Genomic DNA, 15111 nt, shown 5'->3' on the forward strand with positions numbered 1-15111 from the left:
GCGATTGGACGTTTTGTCCTATGGCGTAAAACCGCATCTGATGCGACCCTGAGCGACCTTGCAAGCCCCCCCCTGAACCCGAAGCACGCACGATGTCCAGCATCAGCCACGCCCCTTCCGAACCCTCGTCCGAGACCCTCGAGAGGGATGCTCGCCTCATCACTGCCGACCATTCGAAGGTGGCGCCCGGGGAAATCGCGGTCGGTGTGGTCATCGGGCGCGCATCCGAGTACTTCGACTTCTTCGTCTATGGCATCGCGTCGGTGCTGGTGTTCCCGGCCCTGTTCTTTCCGTTCGAGGACCTGCTGGAAGGAACACTTTACGCCTTCGTGATCTTTTCCTTCGCCTTTATCGCACGGCCCTTCGGCACCGTGATCTCGATGGCGGTCCAGCGCCGCTGGGGGCGCGGCACCAAGCTGACCATGGCGCTGTTCCTGCTGGGCACCTCCACCGTCGGCATCGCATTTTTGCCCGGTTACGAGACCGCGGGTTTCGCGGCCATCGTGCTGCTCTCGATTTTCCGCATCGGCCAAGGGCTCGCGCTGGGCGGCTCCTGGGACGGCTTGCCCTCGCTGCTGGCGCTCAACGCGCCGCCGAACCGCCGAGGCTGGTATTCGATGCTGGGCCAGCTCGGCGCGCCGGTCGGCTTCATCATCGCCAGCGGTCTGTTCGCCTTCCTGTATGCCAGCCTGTCGCCGGCCGACTTCCTTTCGTGGGGATGGCGCTACGCTTTCTTCGTGGCCTTCGCCATCAATGTGGTGGCGCTGTTCGCGCGCCTTCGGCTGGTGGTCACGCACGAGTACGAGGTGTTGCTCGACGAGCAGGAGCTGGAACCCACCGACGTGGTCGAGCTCGTCCGCGCGCAGGGTTCCAACCTGTTGATCGGCGCCTTCGCCGCGCTGGCGAGCTATGCGCTGTTCCACCTGATCACCGTGTTCCCGCTGTCGTGGATCCGGCTGTATTCGGAGCAGTCCATCACCGAATTCCTCGGCATCCAGATCGTCGGCGCGGTACTGGCGGCCGGCGGCATCGTCGCCTCCGGATGGATCGCCGACCGCGTGGGTCGGCGCCAGACGCTGGGCGCGCTCGCGATCCTGATCGCGGTCTTCAGCGGCTTCGCGCCGATCCTGCTCGACGGCGGCACCGTGGGCCAGGACGTCTTCATCCTGGTCGGCTTCGTGCTGCTGGGCCTGTCCTACGGCCAGGCCTCGGGCACCGTGACCTCCAATTTCATCTCCAAGTACCGCTACACCGGCGCTGCGCTCACCTCGGACCTGGCCTGGCTCATCGGCGCCGCGTTCGCACCGCTGGTGGCGCTGGGCCTGTCGGCGCACTTCGGGCTCGCCTACGTCAGCGTCTATCTGCTGTCCGGCGCGGCGTGCACGCTGGCGGCGCTGGGCATCAATCGCGCACTCGAGGCCCGCGAGCAGCCGTGACGCCCGTGCAGCCATCGTTCGACGGCGTGGCAGCTCGGCCACCGTCGACCGACCGGCTGTTCTTTGCGCTGCTCCCTGACGCGGCCGCCATCGCGCGCATCGAGAAGCTCGTGCGCGATCTGCAGAGCGATTTCGGGCTGAAGGGCAAGCCGCTCGGCGCAAAGCGCTTCCATGTGACGCTGCACGTCGTGGGCACCTTTGCGCGCTTTCCGCAGGAGCTTGCCGACGCGTCGGTCAGGGTCGCGCAAGCGGTGACCGCCATGCCGTCCTTCAAGCTCGGCTTCGACCGCGTCGGCAGCTTCTCGCGCAAGGCACGCAACATGCCGCTGGTGCTGCTGGGCGAAGACGGCTTGGTGACCGTGAAGACGCTGCAGCAAGCCCTGGACCGCGCGATGGCGCAGATCGGCCTCGGTCACGGCGGCCGCGAGCACTACACGCCGCACCTGACGCTGCTGTACGACGACCGCCACGTCGCCGCGCGACCGATCGAGTCCATCACCTGGACCGCGCACGAGTTCGTTCTCGTGCGCAGCCTGATCGGCCAGAGCCGGCACGAGGTGCTGGCGCGCTTGCCTTTGGGCGGCTGAGCGCGGAGTTCAGCCGCCGCGCTGCATCCGGTCCGCGACCCAGTCCACGAAGACCCGCACGCGCGGCGACAGCTGCCTGTGATGCGGATACATCACCGACACCGGCATCGGCGCAGGCCGGAACTCGGCCAGCACTTCGCGCAGCGTCCCGGCCGCGAGCTCCCGTTCCACGTGATAGCGCGGCATCTGCGCGAAGCCCAGGCCGGCCGCGCAGCAAGCCGCGTAGGCATCGGCATGGCTCACCGTCGCCGAGCCGCGCAACTGCATCGTGCGCCGCTCGCCGTCCACCATGAACTCGAAGGGCAGCACCTTGCCGCTGCCGCTCGCATAGTTGACCGCGCGGTGGGCCCGGAACTCCTCCGGCGTGCGGGGTTCGCCGAATTGTTCGAGATAAGCGGCGCTGGCGCAGGTCACCTGCTCGAGCAGTGCGACGCGCCGGCCCACCATGCTCGACTCGCGCGGCTCGCCGGCGCGCAGCACGCAGTCGATGCTTTCGCGCACCAGGTCCACCAGCCGGTCGCCGAGGCCGATCTCGACTTCGATGTCGGGGTAGCGCGCAAAGAACTCGCCGATGTGCGGCAGCAGGAAATGCATGGCGAGCGTGCCCTGCAGGTCGACGCGCAGCTTGCCCTTGGGTTTGGCCGCCGAACTGCGGAAGACCGACTCCGATTCCTCGAAATCCGACAGCAGTTGCTGGCAGCGCTGGTAGTAGGCCTCGCCATCCAGCGTGGCGCTCACATGCCGCGTGGTGCGGTGCAGGAGGCGTGCGCCGAGGCGCTTTTCGAGTTGCTGGATGGTGTGCGTGACCGTCGCGCGCGGCAGCTGCAGGTCGTCGGCCGCGCGCGTGAAGCTCTGCAGGTCGACGATGCGGACGAAGACGCGCATGGCATCGAGGCGGTCCATCTTCAGCCTTCCTTGATTGTTTGTGATTTTTGGACAGTGATGGCGAATCTACCGCATTTATCTGCTTCTGGTTAAACAGAACAATCCATCCCACTGACCCGCGAAGAAGCAAGCGGACCAGCCCTCAACCAACCCTTCCAGGAGCTCAGCCATGAACACATCGCAAGTCGCCATCGTCACCGGCGCATCCCGCGGCATCGGCGCCGCCATCGCCAGCCGCCTCGCCGCCGACGGCTATGCCGTGGTCGTCAACTACGCCGGCAACGCACAGGAAGCCGCCAAGGTCGTGGACGGCATCGCCGCCGCCGGCGGCCGGGCCGTCGCGGTGCAGGCCGACGTGGCCGATCCGGCCGCGGCGCGCCGCCTCTTCGACGAAGCGATCGCCGCCTACGGCCGCGTCGACGTGCTGGTCAACAACGCCGGCGTCATGCCGCCGGCGCTGCCGCAGCTGGCCGACACCGACGACGCCACCTTCGACCGGCTGTTCTCGGTCAACGTCAAGGGCAGCTTCAACACGATGCGCGAGGCGACGACGCGCCTGCAGACCGGTGGGCGCATCCTCAACTTCTCGACCAGCGTGATCGGCCTCGGCCTGCCGGGCTATGCGATCTATGGCGCGACCAAGGCCGCGATCGAGGTCATGACCAACATCCTCGCCAAGGAGCTGCGCGGCAAGGGCATCACGGTCAACGCCGTCGCGCCGGGCCCCACGGCCACCGCGCTGTTCCTCGACGGCAAGTCGCCCGAAGCCGTCGAGCGCTTCGCCAAGGCCGTGCCGCTGGAACGCCTGGGCACGCCCGAAGATATCGCCAACACGGTGGCCTTGCTCGTCGGCCCGCAGGCCGGCTGGGTCAACGGCCAGACCCTGCGCGCCAACGGCGGCCTGGTCTGAACTCCTCTCACACAGAAAGCAACACCATGAAGAAATCCGTCATCCTCGTGACCGGCGCCTCCACCGGCATCGGCCATCTCACGGCCCGCGCGCTCGCGGCGCAGGGCCACGTCGTCTACGCCAGCATGCGCGACATCGCCGGCCGCAACGCAGCGCGCGTGCGCGAGCTGCGCGACTGGGGTTTTGCAGGCGGCCACGACATCCGCGCGATCGAGCTCGACGTGCTCTCGCAGGCCTCCGCCGACGAAGCGGTTGCGACCATCGTCGGCGAACAGGGCCGGCTCGACGTCGTCGTCCACAACGCGGGCCATCTCGTGGTCGGGCCGACCGAGGCCTTCACGCCGGAGGAGATGGTCAAGGTGTTCGACACCAACGTGCTCGGCACGCAGCGTGTCAACAAGGCCGTGCTGCCCGTGATGCGCGGCCGGCAGTCCGGGCTCGTGCTGTGGGTCAGCAGCACCACGGTGCGTGGCGGCTTCCCGCCCTTCATGGGGCCGTATGCGGCAGCCAAGGCGGCGATGGATTCGTTGGCTGTCACGATGTCCTACGAACTCGCGCGCTTCGGCATCGAGACCTCGATCGTGGTGCCCGGCGCCTTCACCAGCGGCACCGCGCATTTCCCGAGTGCGGGCAAGCCGGCGGATGCGGCGACCGTGGCGGCCTACGCGCGCTACGACGGGCTCATGGACCAGGTGGGCGCCAAGCTCAGCGCACTGATGCCCGCGCATGCCGACCCGCAAGCCGTGGCGGACGAGATCGCGCGCATCATCGGGCTGCCGGCCGGCGAGCGGCCGTTCCGCTCGGTGATTGATTTCATCGACGACGGCGCGGGTGCCGTGACCGAAGTGGCCGAGCGCGTGCGCGAAGCCTTCGCGGCGCGTATCGGGATTGCCGACCTGCTCGAGCCCGCGATCCGGGCCTGAGAGCGGCTATTCCTCCGGAACGTACTTGCCGCCCGCGGCCTTGTACTTCTCGATCGCCTTGCTGAGGTCATCGAGCTCCTCGCAGGGCACGGTGCACAGCTTCACCAGCCGCGCATGGCGCTCCTCGGCCTTCGGCAGATCGCCCTTCACGAGATAGAGCTCGCCCGAATATTCGAGCGCGCCGCGGTGGTTGGGGTCGATGCGCAGGGCGGCGTCGTAGAAGTGCTCCGCGCCTTCCAGGTCCGGTGCGGACTTGTTCTTGCGCAGGCTATAGCCCATCAGGTTGTTCCAGTCGGCGCTGCGCGGGTCGTTCACCCGCTTGAGTTCGGCAATGGCCGCCGGCCAGTTCTTGGCCGTGATCTGCGCCCTGGCGGCCGCCAGCCGAAGCGCGGGCGGCGTCGAGTCGGTATCGGCCGCGAGCGCCGGCTGCAGCGAGAGGGCGGCGAGCAGGACGCAGGCGGCGAATCGATGGAGCATCCTCATGGGCGCCATTTTGCAGCGCCGCGGCAGATCTCAGGGCTCGGGGATGTACTTGTTGCCGGCTGCCTTGTAGCGCTCGATGGCCTGGCTGAGCCGCTCCTGTTCGAAGCATGCGTTGTTGCAGACCAGTTTCAGCGTCGTCAGCCGCTGCTCCGCCTTGGGCAGCTTGTCCAGCACCAGGTAGAGCTCGCCGGAATACGAGAGCGCCCCGCGGTGGCTGGGCTCGATGCGCAGCGCGGTGTCGTAGAAGCGTTCTGCGGCCGCATAGTCGGGCGTCCTGGCCTTGCGCAGGCTGAAGCCCATCAGGTTGTTCCAGTCGGCATTGTTCGGGGCGTCCACGCCCTGCAGTTCCGCGATGGCGCCTTTCCAGTCCTTGGCTTCGATCAGCGCCCTCGCGTTCGCAAGGCGGATCGACGCCGGCAGCGATGCCGAGTCCACGGCATGCACGCTCTGGTGCATCGCGAGCGCGGCGAGAAGGATGCAGGCGGCGAGGCTGAAGGTCGTCTTGGTCATGCTGCCGAGAATAGGCAGCGGCGCCGGCCTGGTCTTGAAGATTTGCGCCATCGCCGGCGCGGTGCATCACGCGGTCAGCTTGCCGAAGCCCGAGTCGCGCGCCAGCACGATCGCGCGGCCCCGGTTGTCGACCTCCAGCTTGGCGAACACGCTGGTCAGGTGGTTGCGCACCGTCTTTTCCGACAGGCCTAGCGTCGCTGCGATCTGGGCGTTGTCGCGGCCCTGGGCCAGCAGTTCGAGCAATTGGCGCTCGCGGCCGGTGAGCGCATCGAACACCGGGTCGTGCGCCGGCGCAGCGGTGGGCAGGAATCTGCGCACCTCGGCGAGCCAATGCGCCCAGCCGGGCTCGTCGAGCAGCAGGTGGTTGCCGCTGTCGATCGGCACGAAGCGCGCACCGCGGATGCCGCTCGCGATCAGCCGACCCTCGACGAAGGGCACGCGAAGATCGCGCATGCTGTGCAGCACCAAGGTGGGACAGCGCACTTCGGCCAGCAGATGCGTGACGTCGATGCGGTTGAACTCGCGCATGAAGCGCGCGGCGTTGGCGGGCGAGCTGGAGATGCGCTCCAGCTCGTTGAACCAGCGGTGCTGCTCGGCCGAGCCTCCCGGAATGAACTGGCTGGTGAAGAACTGGCGGAACGACGCGTCCTCCTTGCCCCAGCCCAGTTCGGCCAGCTTGCACATCATCTCGGCTTCTTCGCGCTGCAGGGCCGTGTTGCTGCGCACCAGGCGCCCGCGCGCATAGCCGCCATGCAGCACCATGTGGCTGACGCGATCCGGATGCTTCGCCGCGTAGGCGATCGCGATCGACGCACCTTGCGAGATGCCGAGCAGGCCGAAGCGCTCGGTGCTCAGCGCGTCGACCACGGTTTCGAGATCGCTCAGCCAGCTGTCGAAGCCGAGATCGTCGACCTCCCAATCCGACAGGCCACAGCCGCGCTCGTCGTAGCGCACGAAGGTGGCGTTGGCTGAGAGCCCGTGCAGCACGTGGCGCCAGACCGGGCTCTCCCAGTCGTACTCCAGGTGCGACAGCCAGGTCGCGGCCTTGATCAGCAGCGGGCCGCTGCCGGACATCGCATAGGCCAGCTGCACCCGGTCATGGCCGCGCGCGAAGCGGATTTCCTGTCGCGGGCGCGGCGGGCCGGCGGCGGATAGATAACTCGATTTCTGCACAGCCTTTAGTTGAGGACGTTTGTCTCCCATGGTCAATCGACCAGATGGCCGGTACCCGGCCGGACCGGCTAAGGCAAGCGCCGGATTTCCGTGCCGAAGCCCTGGAGCCGCTCGACCACATAGGCCGGATCCAGCAACTCCTCGGGGTCGTAAAGCCCCGGCACGACCGCCGAGCCGCCGGCCAGGCCGAGCAGACGCTCGACCGCCAGGGCCGCGCCGCGCGCGCTGAGGCCCGAGTAGACGTCGCCGTCGATCAGCGCGTGGCGCGTGACGCCTTGCCGGCCACCCTGCTGCTCACCCGCGATCTCCACGATCACCTCGTGCGAGGGTGCCGCGCGGCGCCGGCCCTCCCTGAGGGCGAGATCGACCCGGATCGACGGCGCGCCGGTCGCGGCCGCGAGGCTCACCACGTCGAGCAGCGGGTAGGCCTGCCCCTCGTGCGTGACGCCGTCGGCATCGACGAAGCGGCGCTTCGCCTGCGCTTCGTTCGCCCACAGCCAGCGGCCTTCATGCCGCAGCAGCGGGCGCGGCGTGCCGTGGCCCAGGCGTTCGATGTCGGCCTGCGCAACCGGCCCGCCGAGGTCGTCGGCATCGAGCAGCCCGCCGATCGCGATCGAATCGACGCGGCGGAACTCGCGCGCGAAATGCAGCGCGGCGAGCGCCGCCGTGCCGCCCAGGTACTGGCCCAGCAACAGGATGGGCGCGCTGTTCGGCTTGCGAACATGGAGCGCCACCTCCGGCCCGATGTCGAACACGAAATCGGAGAAGGACACATAGGGCAGGCCGCGGGCCTGGGCAAACCGCATCGAGTGCAGGCCAGCGTCCTTCAGCAGCACGACCACGGCGCTGTAGCCTGCATCGGCCGGCAGGCCAAGGTCCCTGCGGGCCAGGCCGATCATCACGGCGCCGGCGCCGCCGATCTCGCGTGCGAGCGCACCGGCCTTGTCCATGTCCCGAGCGCCGATCGCGATCGGCAGGTCCGGCTGGAGCTGGCGCAGCGTGCGCACGGCCCGGCTGCCCACCAGGCCGGAGCCGCCGATGAACAGGACGGGCTTCATGTCAGGCCTCCCTCGACGACTTGCAAGCCGGCCTCCTGCAGGCGCCGAAGCGCATAGCCCGGCTCGATCAGCACGTCGGGCAGGTAGAGTCCCGGCGGCGCCGCGGCGCCGCCGGCCAGGCCGAGCAGGCGCTCGATGCCGAGCGCCACGCCCACGGCCGTCACGGGCGCCTGGCCGCCCGGATGCACCAGCACATGGCGCGTGCGGCCCGGCTGGCCGTTGCTCTTCAGCCGGCCGCTCATCTCGATGATGATCTCTGTGGAGAAGGGCTCGCCGCGCCGGCGCGAGGCGCTTTCGCCGACGGCCAGGTCCACGCGGATCGAATGGGCGTCGGTGGCGGCGCCCAGGCTCAGCACGTCCAGCGGCGCGTAGGCCTGGCCCTGTTGTTCGACACCTTCCGAGTCCTTGAAGCGGCGCGCGGCGTCTTCGCCGGTGGCCCACATCCACTGCCCGTTCTTCAGGATCTGCGCGCTCGCCGCGGCCTGCGTGATGCGCTCGTAGTCCACGTAGGCCGCCGGACCGCCCATGTCCTGCTCGTCGAGTACCAGTGAGATCTCGATCGTCTCGACGCGCTCGAATCCGGCCGCGAACTGCAGCGTTGCGAAGGTGGCCACGCCGGCCAGCCAGTTGCTGGCCATCAGCACCGGTGCGCTGGCCGGCCTGCGGATGAACCAGGCCACCTCGGGGCCGATCTCGAAGCTGGCGCTGGAGACGCTGAGGTAGGGCAGGCCGTTCGCCTGCGCATAGTCCAGCGAATGCATCGTGTCGTCCTTCAGGAACATCGCGATGGCGCTGTAGCGCTTGCCGGCGGGCTGGCCCAGGTCGGCGCGCGCGAGGTCGATCGCCACCGCGTCTGCATGGCCGATTTCTCGCGCCACCGCCTCGGCCCTGGCCAGGTTTCGCCCGCCGATGGAGATGGGGAGTTCGGGGTGCAGGCGGCGCAAGGCCTTCGCGGCCTGGGCGCCGACGACGCCCGAGCCGCCGATGATGAGCACGGGTTTTGTTGAACGCGCTGGCATGGTGGGAACTCCTGTCTGGGATTGGGTAAGATGCAATCTACGTCAAGTAACTTACTATTGGTAAGTTACGGAAAGTAGAATCCAGACCGAAGACGCTGTCAAGCCCGCCCCATGAACGACCCTTTGCCCAAAAAGCTGTCCAAGGCCGAGCGCCGCGAACAGCTGCTCGAGACCGCGCTCGCCATCGTGCGGGAGCAGGGCACCGACGCCCTCACGCTCGGCTACCTGGCCGAGCGCGCGGGCGTGAGCAAGCCGATCGCCTACGAACATTTCAAGACACGCTCGGGCCTCCTGATCGCGCTCTACGAGCAGATCGACAACCGCCAGGTCGCGGCGCTGCTGCTCGCGCTCGAACGAACGCCGCGCCGGCTCGAAGAGGTGGCGCGGGTGGTCAGCACCGCCTACATGAACTGCTTCACTTCGGTGGGACCCGAATGGCACGCAGTCTCGGCCGCGCTCAAGGGCGACGAGGAGATGGAAGCCTGCCAGCGCGAGCTGATCGACAGCTACGTCGCTCTCTACCGCGATGCGCTCGCGCCCTATTCGAAGCTGCCCGAGGACGAATTGCGCCTGCGCTGCGTCGGCATCATCGGCGCCGGCGACGCGATCGCGCGCGACTTGGTCCGCGGGCGCATCGACGAGGCCGCGGCGGCGGCGAGCCTGGCCTCATTGATCGTCGGCTGGCTGGCTGCCAAGGCATAGCGCCAACGCCAGCACCGACAGCGGCGCCGACCCCTCGGCCTTGTTGTTGATCGTCACGTAGGCCGCATGGCCCGCGCCGCTGGTGGCGGCGATCACGCGGGCCAGCGTCCCGCGTGTCTCGGGGTCCGGGTCCACGAGCTTGTCGAAGGGCTCGTAGAGCTGCTTGGCTTCCTCGTAGCCGTAGGCGCCGTGCAGCCGGTTCAGGTTCCAGCGGCAGACCAGCGGGCCCGGCCACAGCGCGCGCAGCACCGGCAACTGCTCGCCGATCGGCGGCATCTTGGGATGCAGGCCGAGGCAGTAGGTGGCGCCGGCCTCGCGCAGCACGTCGGCGAAGGCCGGGGTCAGGAACTCGGGATTGCGCACCTCGACCGCGATCACGCCGTCCGGCGCGCTCGGGCGCAGCGCGGGCAAGGCCTGCAGCATGTGCCGCAGGCGCTGCAACAACTCAGGCATTTGCGACAGCATCGACGACGGCAGCGGACTGAGCTGGAACACGAGCGCGCCGATCTTGGCGCCCAGGCCGTCGAGCGCCGGCTGCACGAAATCCTGCACCGCCAATGCCGAATCGAGGAAGGCCGGATTGGGCTGCATGCCACGCCCGTCCTCGCCGCGCACCAGCGCATCGGCGACGACGCTCGGTGCCTTGACGACGAAGCGGAAGTCTTCCGGCACCTGCTGCGCGTAGGCAGCGAACTGGCTGGCCGACAGCGCGCGGTAGAAGCTGCGGTCCACGCTGACGGTGCGCAACAGCGGATGCTGCGCATAGGCCTTGAGCCCGTGCTTGGACAGCACCGACTGCTCGTACTCGCCGTCCCAGACCAGTCCGGCCCAGCCCGGGAAGAACCAGGAAGAGGTGCCGAGCCGCAGTTGCGGCGGCAGCGCCTTCGCCAGCGCCTGCTGCGCCGCATCGGACGGCGCGGGCTGGACCTTGGCCGCAGCAGCCTGGCCTGCGCGCTTCTTCGGCGCGGGCGAAGCGGGCGCGGGTTCGTTCGGATCGTCGAAAAGCGAGTCTTGCATCGTGTGGCAGGGCGAGCGCCACATTCTCCAGCAAGCCCTAGCCCAGCTGCCCGCTGGCCAACGCCGCCGCAGCCGAGCGCGTCTCGACGCCAAGCTTCTCGAAGATGTGCTCCAGGTGCTTGTTGACCGTGCGCGGGCTCATGCCGAGGATCTCGCCGATGTCGCGGTTGGTCTTGCCCTTGGCGAGCCAGGACAGCACCTCGGTCTCGCGCGGCGTCAGCGCCGCATCGGCCAGGCGCGAAGTGCCGGCGGCGCCTTCCTTGTGCGGCGCCAGCAGCAGCATCGTTTCGCCCAGCGTCGCGGTGCCCAGGTTGCGCACCGACAGGCGCGTGCCTGCCAAGGTCGAAAGCACCACGCTCGCGCCGCCCGCGAGCACCGGGTCCAGCGCCGCGGGCAGCTGGCCGGGCGCCGAAGGCTCGCCCAGCGCATGCAGCCACAGCGCGGCCTGCGGCGAACGCCAGGCCACGCGGCCCTGCGCGTCGATCAGCACCACGCCCATGCCCGCCACGTCGACCGCGTCGCGCGCCATGCGCGCGATGTGGGCGTTGCGCGCATGCGTGTGCAGGCGCGCCAGCACCTCCTGCGCGCGGATCGGCTTGACCACGTAGTCGACGCCGCCGCTCTCGAAGCCTTCGACCACGTGCGGCGTTTCGGACAGCCCGGTCATGAAGAGCACCGGGATGTGCGCCAGCGCCGCGTTGGCCTTGATGCGCCGGCAGGTGTCGAAGCCCGACAAGCCCGGCATCAGGCCGTCGAGCAGGATCGCGTCGGGCACCACCAGTTCCAGAAGGCGCAGCGCCGACTCGCCGTCGCCGGCCACCAGCACCGTGTAGCCGCTGGCCTCCAGCGTGTCGCACAGCACGCCCAGGCTACTCGGCGCATCGTCGACCACCAGCACCACGGGCCGTTCGCTTTCAGGGGTTGGATACATGCAGCAGATCCTCCGAAAGGGCTTTCTTGAAATCCTCGAGCTCGAAGCGCATGACCAGGCGGCGCAGGTAGCTGCAGCTGGCGGCCAGCGTCGCGTCTTCGGACGCGAGGCGGTCGAGCGCGCGCTGCAATCCGCGCACGTGGCCGAGTTGCACCAGGCTCATCAGCTCGGTGCGTGCGTCTTCCGGCAGGCCCAGCTGCGGCGGCGGCGCGGCTTCGGCCGGCGGCGGCGCATGGCCGGGCACCATCCATTCCAGGCCGAGGTGGCGCTCCAGCGTCATGATCAGCTCGGACTCGATCACCGGCTTGCCGATGAAGGCCTGGCAGCCGGCCATGCGCAGTCGCTCGCCCTGGTTCTCGAACACGTTGGCCGAGACCATCACGATCGGCACCGCGTCGAAGCCGGCGGCGCGAACGAGGGCGGCCGTCTGCCAGCCGTCCATGTCGTCCATGCTGATGTCGAGCAGGATGGCCGAGGGCACGTGCTCGCGCAGGCTGTCGAGGCACTCGGTGCCGCTGGCGGCCTCGCGCACGTCGAAGCCCAGCGGCGCCAGCATGCCGGCCAGCATTTGGCGTTGCACCGGCTGGTCGTCCACCACCAGCAGCGTGCGGCGTGGGCCGAAGTAGCCGGAGATCTGGCGTTGCGGCTCGGCCTGCGGTCCGGGATCGGGCACCTCGCGCAAGTAGACCCGCACGCTGAAGGTGCTGCCGGCGGCCGAACTCGCGGTCAAGGTGAGTTCGCCGCCCATCAGCGAGGTCAAGAGGCCGGTGATGGTCAGGCCCAGTCCGGTGCCCGGTTCGCCGCGCTGGCGGCCCGCGGCGCCGCGCTCGAAGGGCAGGAAGATGCGCTGGTGGTCCTGCGGCGCCACGCCGATGCCGGTGTCGACGACGTCGAAGCGCAGCACCTGCCGCCGCGCATCGACGTGCAGCGTGACCGTGCCGGCATCGGTGAAGCGCACCGCGTTCGCGAGCAGGTTGATCAGGATCTGCCGCAGCCGCTTGGCATCGGCCTGCACCCAGGCCGGCAGCCGCCCGCTCTTCGTGAAGACGAAGGCCAGGCCCTTGGCCTCGGCCTGCGGCCGCACCATGCGCACCACCTCGTCGAGGAACTCGGGCAGCGGCAGCGGCATGCGCTCCAGCTGCAGCCGGCCGGCTTCGATGCGCGCCAGGTCGAGCAGGCCGTCGATCAGGCTCAGCATGTGCTCGCCGCTGTGGTGGATGGTCTGCAGCGCGTCGCGCGGCGGGATCTGCTTGCCGTCCTCCTTCAACAGGATCTGCGAGTAGCCGAGGATGCTGTTGAGCGGCGTGCGCAGCTCGTGCGTCATGCCGGCCACGTAGCGCGTCTTGGCCTGGTTGGCGGCCTCGGCCGCGTCCTTGGCCGCCTGCAGCGCGGCGTCGGTGCGTTGGTGCGCCTCGATCTCCAGCGTGAGCAGGTGGTTGTGGCGATTCGATTCCTCCTGCGCCATCTCGCGGCTTTCGCTGCCGAGCACCACCCACCAGGCGCCCAGCGCCGCGGCCAGCGAGAGCAGCGCGAAGGCCTTGAGGAAGGCATCGCGCAGCGCGCCGCGCTCCACCGTGCTCTGGATCAGCTGCTGCTCGTACACCACGCCCATGATCACGGCCAGCAGCAGGATGAAGGAGCTCGCCACCACCAGATAGCGCGCCACGCGGAAGTTGAGCCGTGCCGAGAGCGCGGGCGGCAGCAGCGCCGTCAACCAGGTGTTGACCTGCTCGGCCGCGCGCGAACCGGTCTTGCAGCGGTCGTGGCAGCGCGACTCCAGCGTGCAGCACAGCGAGCAGATCGGCGCGTTGTAGGCCGGGCAATGGGCCATGTCCTCCGATTCGAAGGCGTTCTCGCAGACCGAGCACTTCACGCTTTGGCCCGGCGCCCAGGGCGTGTCGCCGCTGCGCGCGAGGTAGTAGCGCCCGCGCGTCCACCAGGCGAGCAGCGGCGAGACGAGGAGGGCGGTCAGGAGCGCGATGAAGGGCGAGAAGGCCTGGGCCAGCGGACCCAGCGCGCCGGCATAGGCCACGATGCCCAGCAGCGCGGCCACCAGCATCGCGCCAAGCCCCACGGGATTGATGTCGTAGAGGTGCGCGCGCTTGAACTCGATGTGCTTCGGACTCCAGCCCAGCGGCTTGTTGATGACCAGGTCGGCCACCAGCGCGCCGACCCAGGCGATGGCGAGGTTGCTGTAGAGGCCTAGCACGTTCTCGAGCGCAGCGAAGACGCCCAGCGTCATCAGCAGCACCGCGATCATCACGTTGAACACCAGCCAGACCACGCGGCCCGGATGGCTGTGCGTGAGGCGCGCGAAGAAGTTCGACCAGGCCAGCGAGCCCGCATAGGCATTGGTGAGGTTGATCTTGATCTGCGACACCACCACGAAGAGCGTGGTCGCGCCCAGCACCCAGGCCGGGTTGCCGAACACGTAGCCGAAGCCGGCCAGGTACATCTGCGTCGGCTCGACCGCCTGCTCGCTCGGGATCTGATGCTGCAGTGCCAGGAAGGCCAGGAAGGCGCCACCCAGCATCTTCAGCATGCCCGGCACGATCCAGCCGGCGCCGGCGACGAGCACCGCGCCCCACCAGCGGCGACGGTTGGCAGGCGTCTTCTCCGGCAGGAAGCGCAGGTAGTCGACCTGCTCGCCGATCTGCACCACCAGCGAGAAGGCCACTGTCGCGCCGGCGCCGAACATGATGGCGTCGAAGCCGCTGCTGCTCGAAATGCGGCCCGAGAGGCTGGTGAAATCGCTGAAGGCCTGCGGGTTCTTCAGCAGCACTGCGATGTAGGGGCAGACGAAGAGAACCATCCAGATCGGCTGCGTCCACAGCTGCAGCCGCGAGATCAGCGTGATGCCGTACATCACGATCGGGATCACCACCAGCGACGAGACCAGGTAGCACGCCGGCAGCGGCCAGCCGAAGTAGAGCTGCAGCGCGAGCGCGAGGATGGCCGCCTCCAGCGCGAAGAAGATGAAGGTGAAGCTCGCGTAGATGAGCGAAGTCAGCGTGGAGCCGAGATAGCCGAAGCCGGCGCCGCGCGTCAGCAGGTCCATGTCCAGCCCGTACTTGGCTGCGTAGTAGCCGATCGGCAGGCCGGTGAGGAAGGTGATGAGGCCCACCACCAGGATGGCCCACACCGCGTTGGAGAAACCGTAGCTCAGCGCGATGGTGCCGCCGATGGCTTCGAGCGCGAGGAAGGAGGTGGCGCCGAAGGCCGTGTTGGCGACCCGGAACTCCGACCACTTGCGAAAGCTGCGCGGCGTGTAGCGCAGCGCGTAGTCCTCCAGGGTTTCGTCGGCGACCCAGGCGTTGTAGTCGCGGCGAATCCTGAAGATTTTCTGGCCTGTCACAGATTGCATGGTGTTCCGGCGCTCGGCAGTGGAAGGCATGCGTTGCAAGAAGCGCTCCTGCTGGGCCGTGGGCAAGGCGGGCAGTGTGGCGCCGGGCGGCGCGGGCCCCGATACGTTGATTG

At 68.7% G+C, this 15111-nt stretch carries 14 protein-coding genes; 5 read left to right on the forward strand and 9 right to left on the reverse strand.

The genetic code is table 11. The features are described 5' to 3' along the window. Positions 1–92 precede the first annotated feature (92 nt). Both ACSQ86_RS13520 and ACSQ86_RS13525 read left to right on the forward strand, forming a co-directional pair. Entirely contained in the window at positions 93–1436 is a 1344-nt protein-coding gene (locus ACSQ86_RS13520; RefSeq protein WP_093107458.1) for an MFS transporter, read from the forward strand. A gap of 5 nt (positions 1437–1441) precedes the next feature. After that, a complete protein-coding gene (locus ACSQ86_RS13525) occupies positions 1442–2023 on the forward strand; it encodes a 2'-5' RNA ligase family protein (RefSeq protein ID WP_436303974.1) in 582 nt (193 codons plus the stop codon). A gap of 9 nt (positions 2024–2032) precedes the next feature. Here ACSQ86_RS13525 and ACSQ86_RS13530 read toward each other — a convergent pair whose 3' ends face one another. Continuing rightward, positions 2033–2926, reverse strand: a complete 894-nt coding sequence (locus ACSQ86_RS13530; RefSeq protein WP_436303975.1) for a LysR substrate-binding domain-containing protein — start codon at positions 2924–2926, stop codon at positions 2033–2035. Positions 2927–3077: 151 nt separating this feature from the next. Between ACSQ86_RS13530 and ACSQ86_RS13535 the strand changes: the two genes are divergently transcribed. Both ACSQ86_RS13535 and ACSQ86_RS13540 read left to right on the forward strand, forming a co-directional pair. Then, complete coding sequence (locus tag ACSQ86_RS13535) at positions 3078–3818, forward strand: SDR family oxidoreductase (protein WP_093107453.1); 741 nt, start codon at positions 3078–3080, stop codon at positions 3816–3818. Between the two features lie 26 nt (positions 3819–3844). After that, positions 3845–4741, forward strand: a complete 897-nt coding sequence (locus tag ACSQ86_RS13540; protein WP_436303976.1) for an SDR family oxidoreductase — start codon at positions 3845–3847, stop codon at positions 4739–4741. A gap of 6 nt (positions 4742–4747) precedes the next feature. On the opposite strand, the gene ACSQ86_RS13545 is transcribed toward ACSQ86_RS13540, so the two are convergent. From ACSQ86_RS13545 to ACSQ86_RS13565, 5 genes are read right to left on the reverse strand one after another with little or no spacing between them, the layout of a single operon-like run. Next, a complete protein-coding gene (locus ACSQ86_RS13545; protein ID WP_436308946.1) occupies positions 4748–5218 on the reverse strand; it encodes a tetratricopeptide repeat protein in 471 nt (156 codons plus the stop codon). Positions 5219–5254: 36 nt separating this feature from the next. After that, a complete protein-coding gene (locus ACSQ86_RS13550) occupies positions 5255–5785 on the reverse strand; it encodes a tetratricopeptide repeat protein (protein WP_436308947.1) in 531 nt (176 codons plus the stop codon). A gap of 15 nt (positions 5786–5800) precedes the next feature. After that, positions 5801–6937: an alpha/beta fold hydrolase gene (locus ACSQ86_RS13555; protein ID WP_436303977.1), complete on the reverse strand. Its 1137-nt coding sequence runs from the start codon at positions 6935–6937 to the stop codon at positions 5801–5803. Positions 6938–6975: 38 nt separating this feature from the next. Then, positions 6976–7965, reverse strand: coding sequence for an NAD(P)-dependent oxidoreductase (locus ACSQ86_RS13560; RefSeq protein WP_436303978.1), 990 nt, complete (start codon positions 7963–7965; stop codon positions 6976–6978). Beyond that, a complete protein-coding gene (locus tag ACSQ86_RS13565) occupies positions 7962–8984 on the reverse strand; it encodes an NAD(P)-dependent oxidoreductase (protein WP_436303979.1) in 1023 nt (340 codons plus the stop codon). The genes ACSQ86_RS13560 and ACSQ86_RS13565 overlap by 4 nt, the downstream gene beginning before the upstream one ends. Positions 8985–9095: 111 nt before the next feature. Between ACSQ86_RS13565 and ACSQ86_RS13570 the strand changes: the two genes are divergently transcribed. After that, positions 9096–9686 carry a TetR/AcrR family transcriptional regulator gene (locus tag ACSQ86_RS13570; protein ID WP_436308948.1) on the forward strand — a complete coding sequence of 197 codons (591 nt, stop codon included), beginning with the start codon at positions 9096–9098 and terminating at the stop codon, positions 9684–9686. Here ACSQ86_RS13570 and ACSQ86_RS13575 read toward each other — a convergent pair. The 3 genes from ACSQ86_RS13575 to ACSQ86_RS13585 are packed head-to-tail and all read right to left on the reverse strand — an operon-like array spanning position 9651 to position 14998. Further along, complete coding sequence (locus ACSQ86_RS13575; protein WP_436303981.1) at positions 9651–10703, reverse strand: DUF72 domain-containing protein; 1053 nt, start codon at positions 10701–10703, stop codon at positions 9651–9653. The two genes, ACSQ86_RS13570 and ACSQ86_RS13575, sit on opposite strands and share 36 nt — an antisense overlap. Before the next feature lie 37 nt (positions 10704–10740). Further along, positions 10741–11634: a response regulator transcription factor gene (locus tag ACSQ86_RS13580; protein ID WP_093107439.1), complete on the reverse strand. Its 894-nt coding sequence runs from the start codon at positions 11632–11634 to the stop codon at positions 10741–10743. Then, positions 11618–14998: a hybrid sensor histidine kinase/response regulator gene (locus tag ACSQ86_RS13585; protein WP_436308949.1), complete on the reverse strand. Its 3381-nt coding sequence runs from the start codon at positions 14996–14998 to the stop codon at positions 11618–11620. The genes ACSQ86_RS13580 and ACSQ86_RS13585 overlap by 17 nt, the downstream gene beginning before the upstream one ends. Positions 14999–15111 lie beyond the last annotated feature (113 nt).

This window comes from Variovorax sp. LjRoot130, assembly GCF_964253755.1.
In the GTDB taxonomy this organism is placed as follows: Bacteria; Pseudomonadota; Gammaproteobacteria; order Burkholderiales; family Burkholderiaceae_C; genus Variovorax.

Bases quoted from the DNA above. Each gene is read 5' to 3' on its own strand.
- ACSQ86_RS13520 (WP_093107458.1), top strand. From the start codon at position 93: ATGTCCAGCATCAGCCACGCCCCTTCCGAACCCTCGTCCGAGACCCTC.
- ACSQ86_RS13530 (WP_436303975.1), bottom strand. From the start codon at position 2,926: ATGGACCGCCTCGATGCCATGCGCGTCTTCGTCCGCATCGTCGACCTG.
- ACSQ86_RS13535 (WP_093107453.1), top strand. From the start codon at position 3,078: ATGAACACATCGCAAGTCGCCATCGTCACCGGCGCATCCCGCGGCATC.
- ACSQ86_RS13540 (WP_436303976.1), top strand. From the start codon at position 3,845: ATGAAGAAATCCGTCATCCTCGTGACCGGCGCCTCCACCGGCATCGGC.
- ACSQ86_RS13545 (WP_436308946.1), bottom strand. From the start codon at position 5,218: ATGCTCCATCGATTCGCCGCCTGCGTCCTGCTCGCCGCCCTCTCGCTG.
- ACSQ86_RS13550 (WP_436308947.1), bottom strand. From the start codon at position 5,785: ATGGCGCAAATCTTCAAGACCAGGCCGGCGCCGCTGCCTATTCTCGGC.
- ACSQ86_RS13555 (WP_436303977.1), bottom strand. From the start codon at position 6,937: ATGGGAGACAAACGTCCTCAACTAAAGGCTGTGCAGAAATCGAGTTAT.
- ACSQ86_RS13560 (WP_436303978.1), bottom strand. From the start codon at position 7,965: ATGAAGCCCGTCCTGTTCATCGGCGGCTCCGGCCTGGTGGGCAGCCGG.
- ACSQ86_RS13565 (WP_436303979.1), bottom strand. From the start codon at position 8,984: ATGCCAGCGCGTTCAACAAAACCCGTGCTCATCATCGGCGGCTCGGGC.
- ACSQ86_RS13570 (WP_436308948.1), top strand. From the start codon at position 9,096: ATGAACGACCCTTTGCCCAAAAAGCTGTCCAAGGCCGAGCGCCGCGAA.
- ACSQ86_RS13575 (WP_436303981.1), bottom strand. From the start codon at position 10,703: ATGCAAGACTCGCTTTTCGACGATCCGAACGAACCCGCGCCCGCTTCG.
- ACSQ86_RS13580 (WP_093107439.1), bottom strand. From the start codon at position 11,634: ATGTATCCAACCCCTGAAAGCGAACGGCCCGTGGTGCTGGTGGTCGAC.
- ACSQ86_RS13585 (WP_436308949.1), bottom strand. From the start codon at position 14,998: ATGCAATCTGTGACAGGCCAGAAAATCTTCAGGATTCGCCGCGACTAC.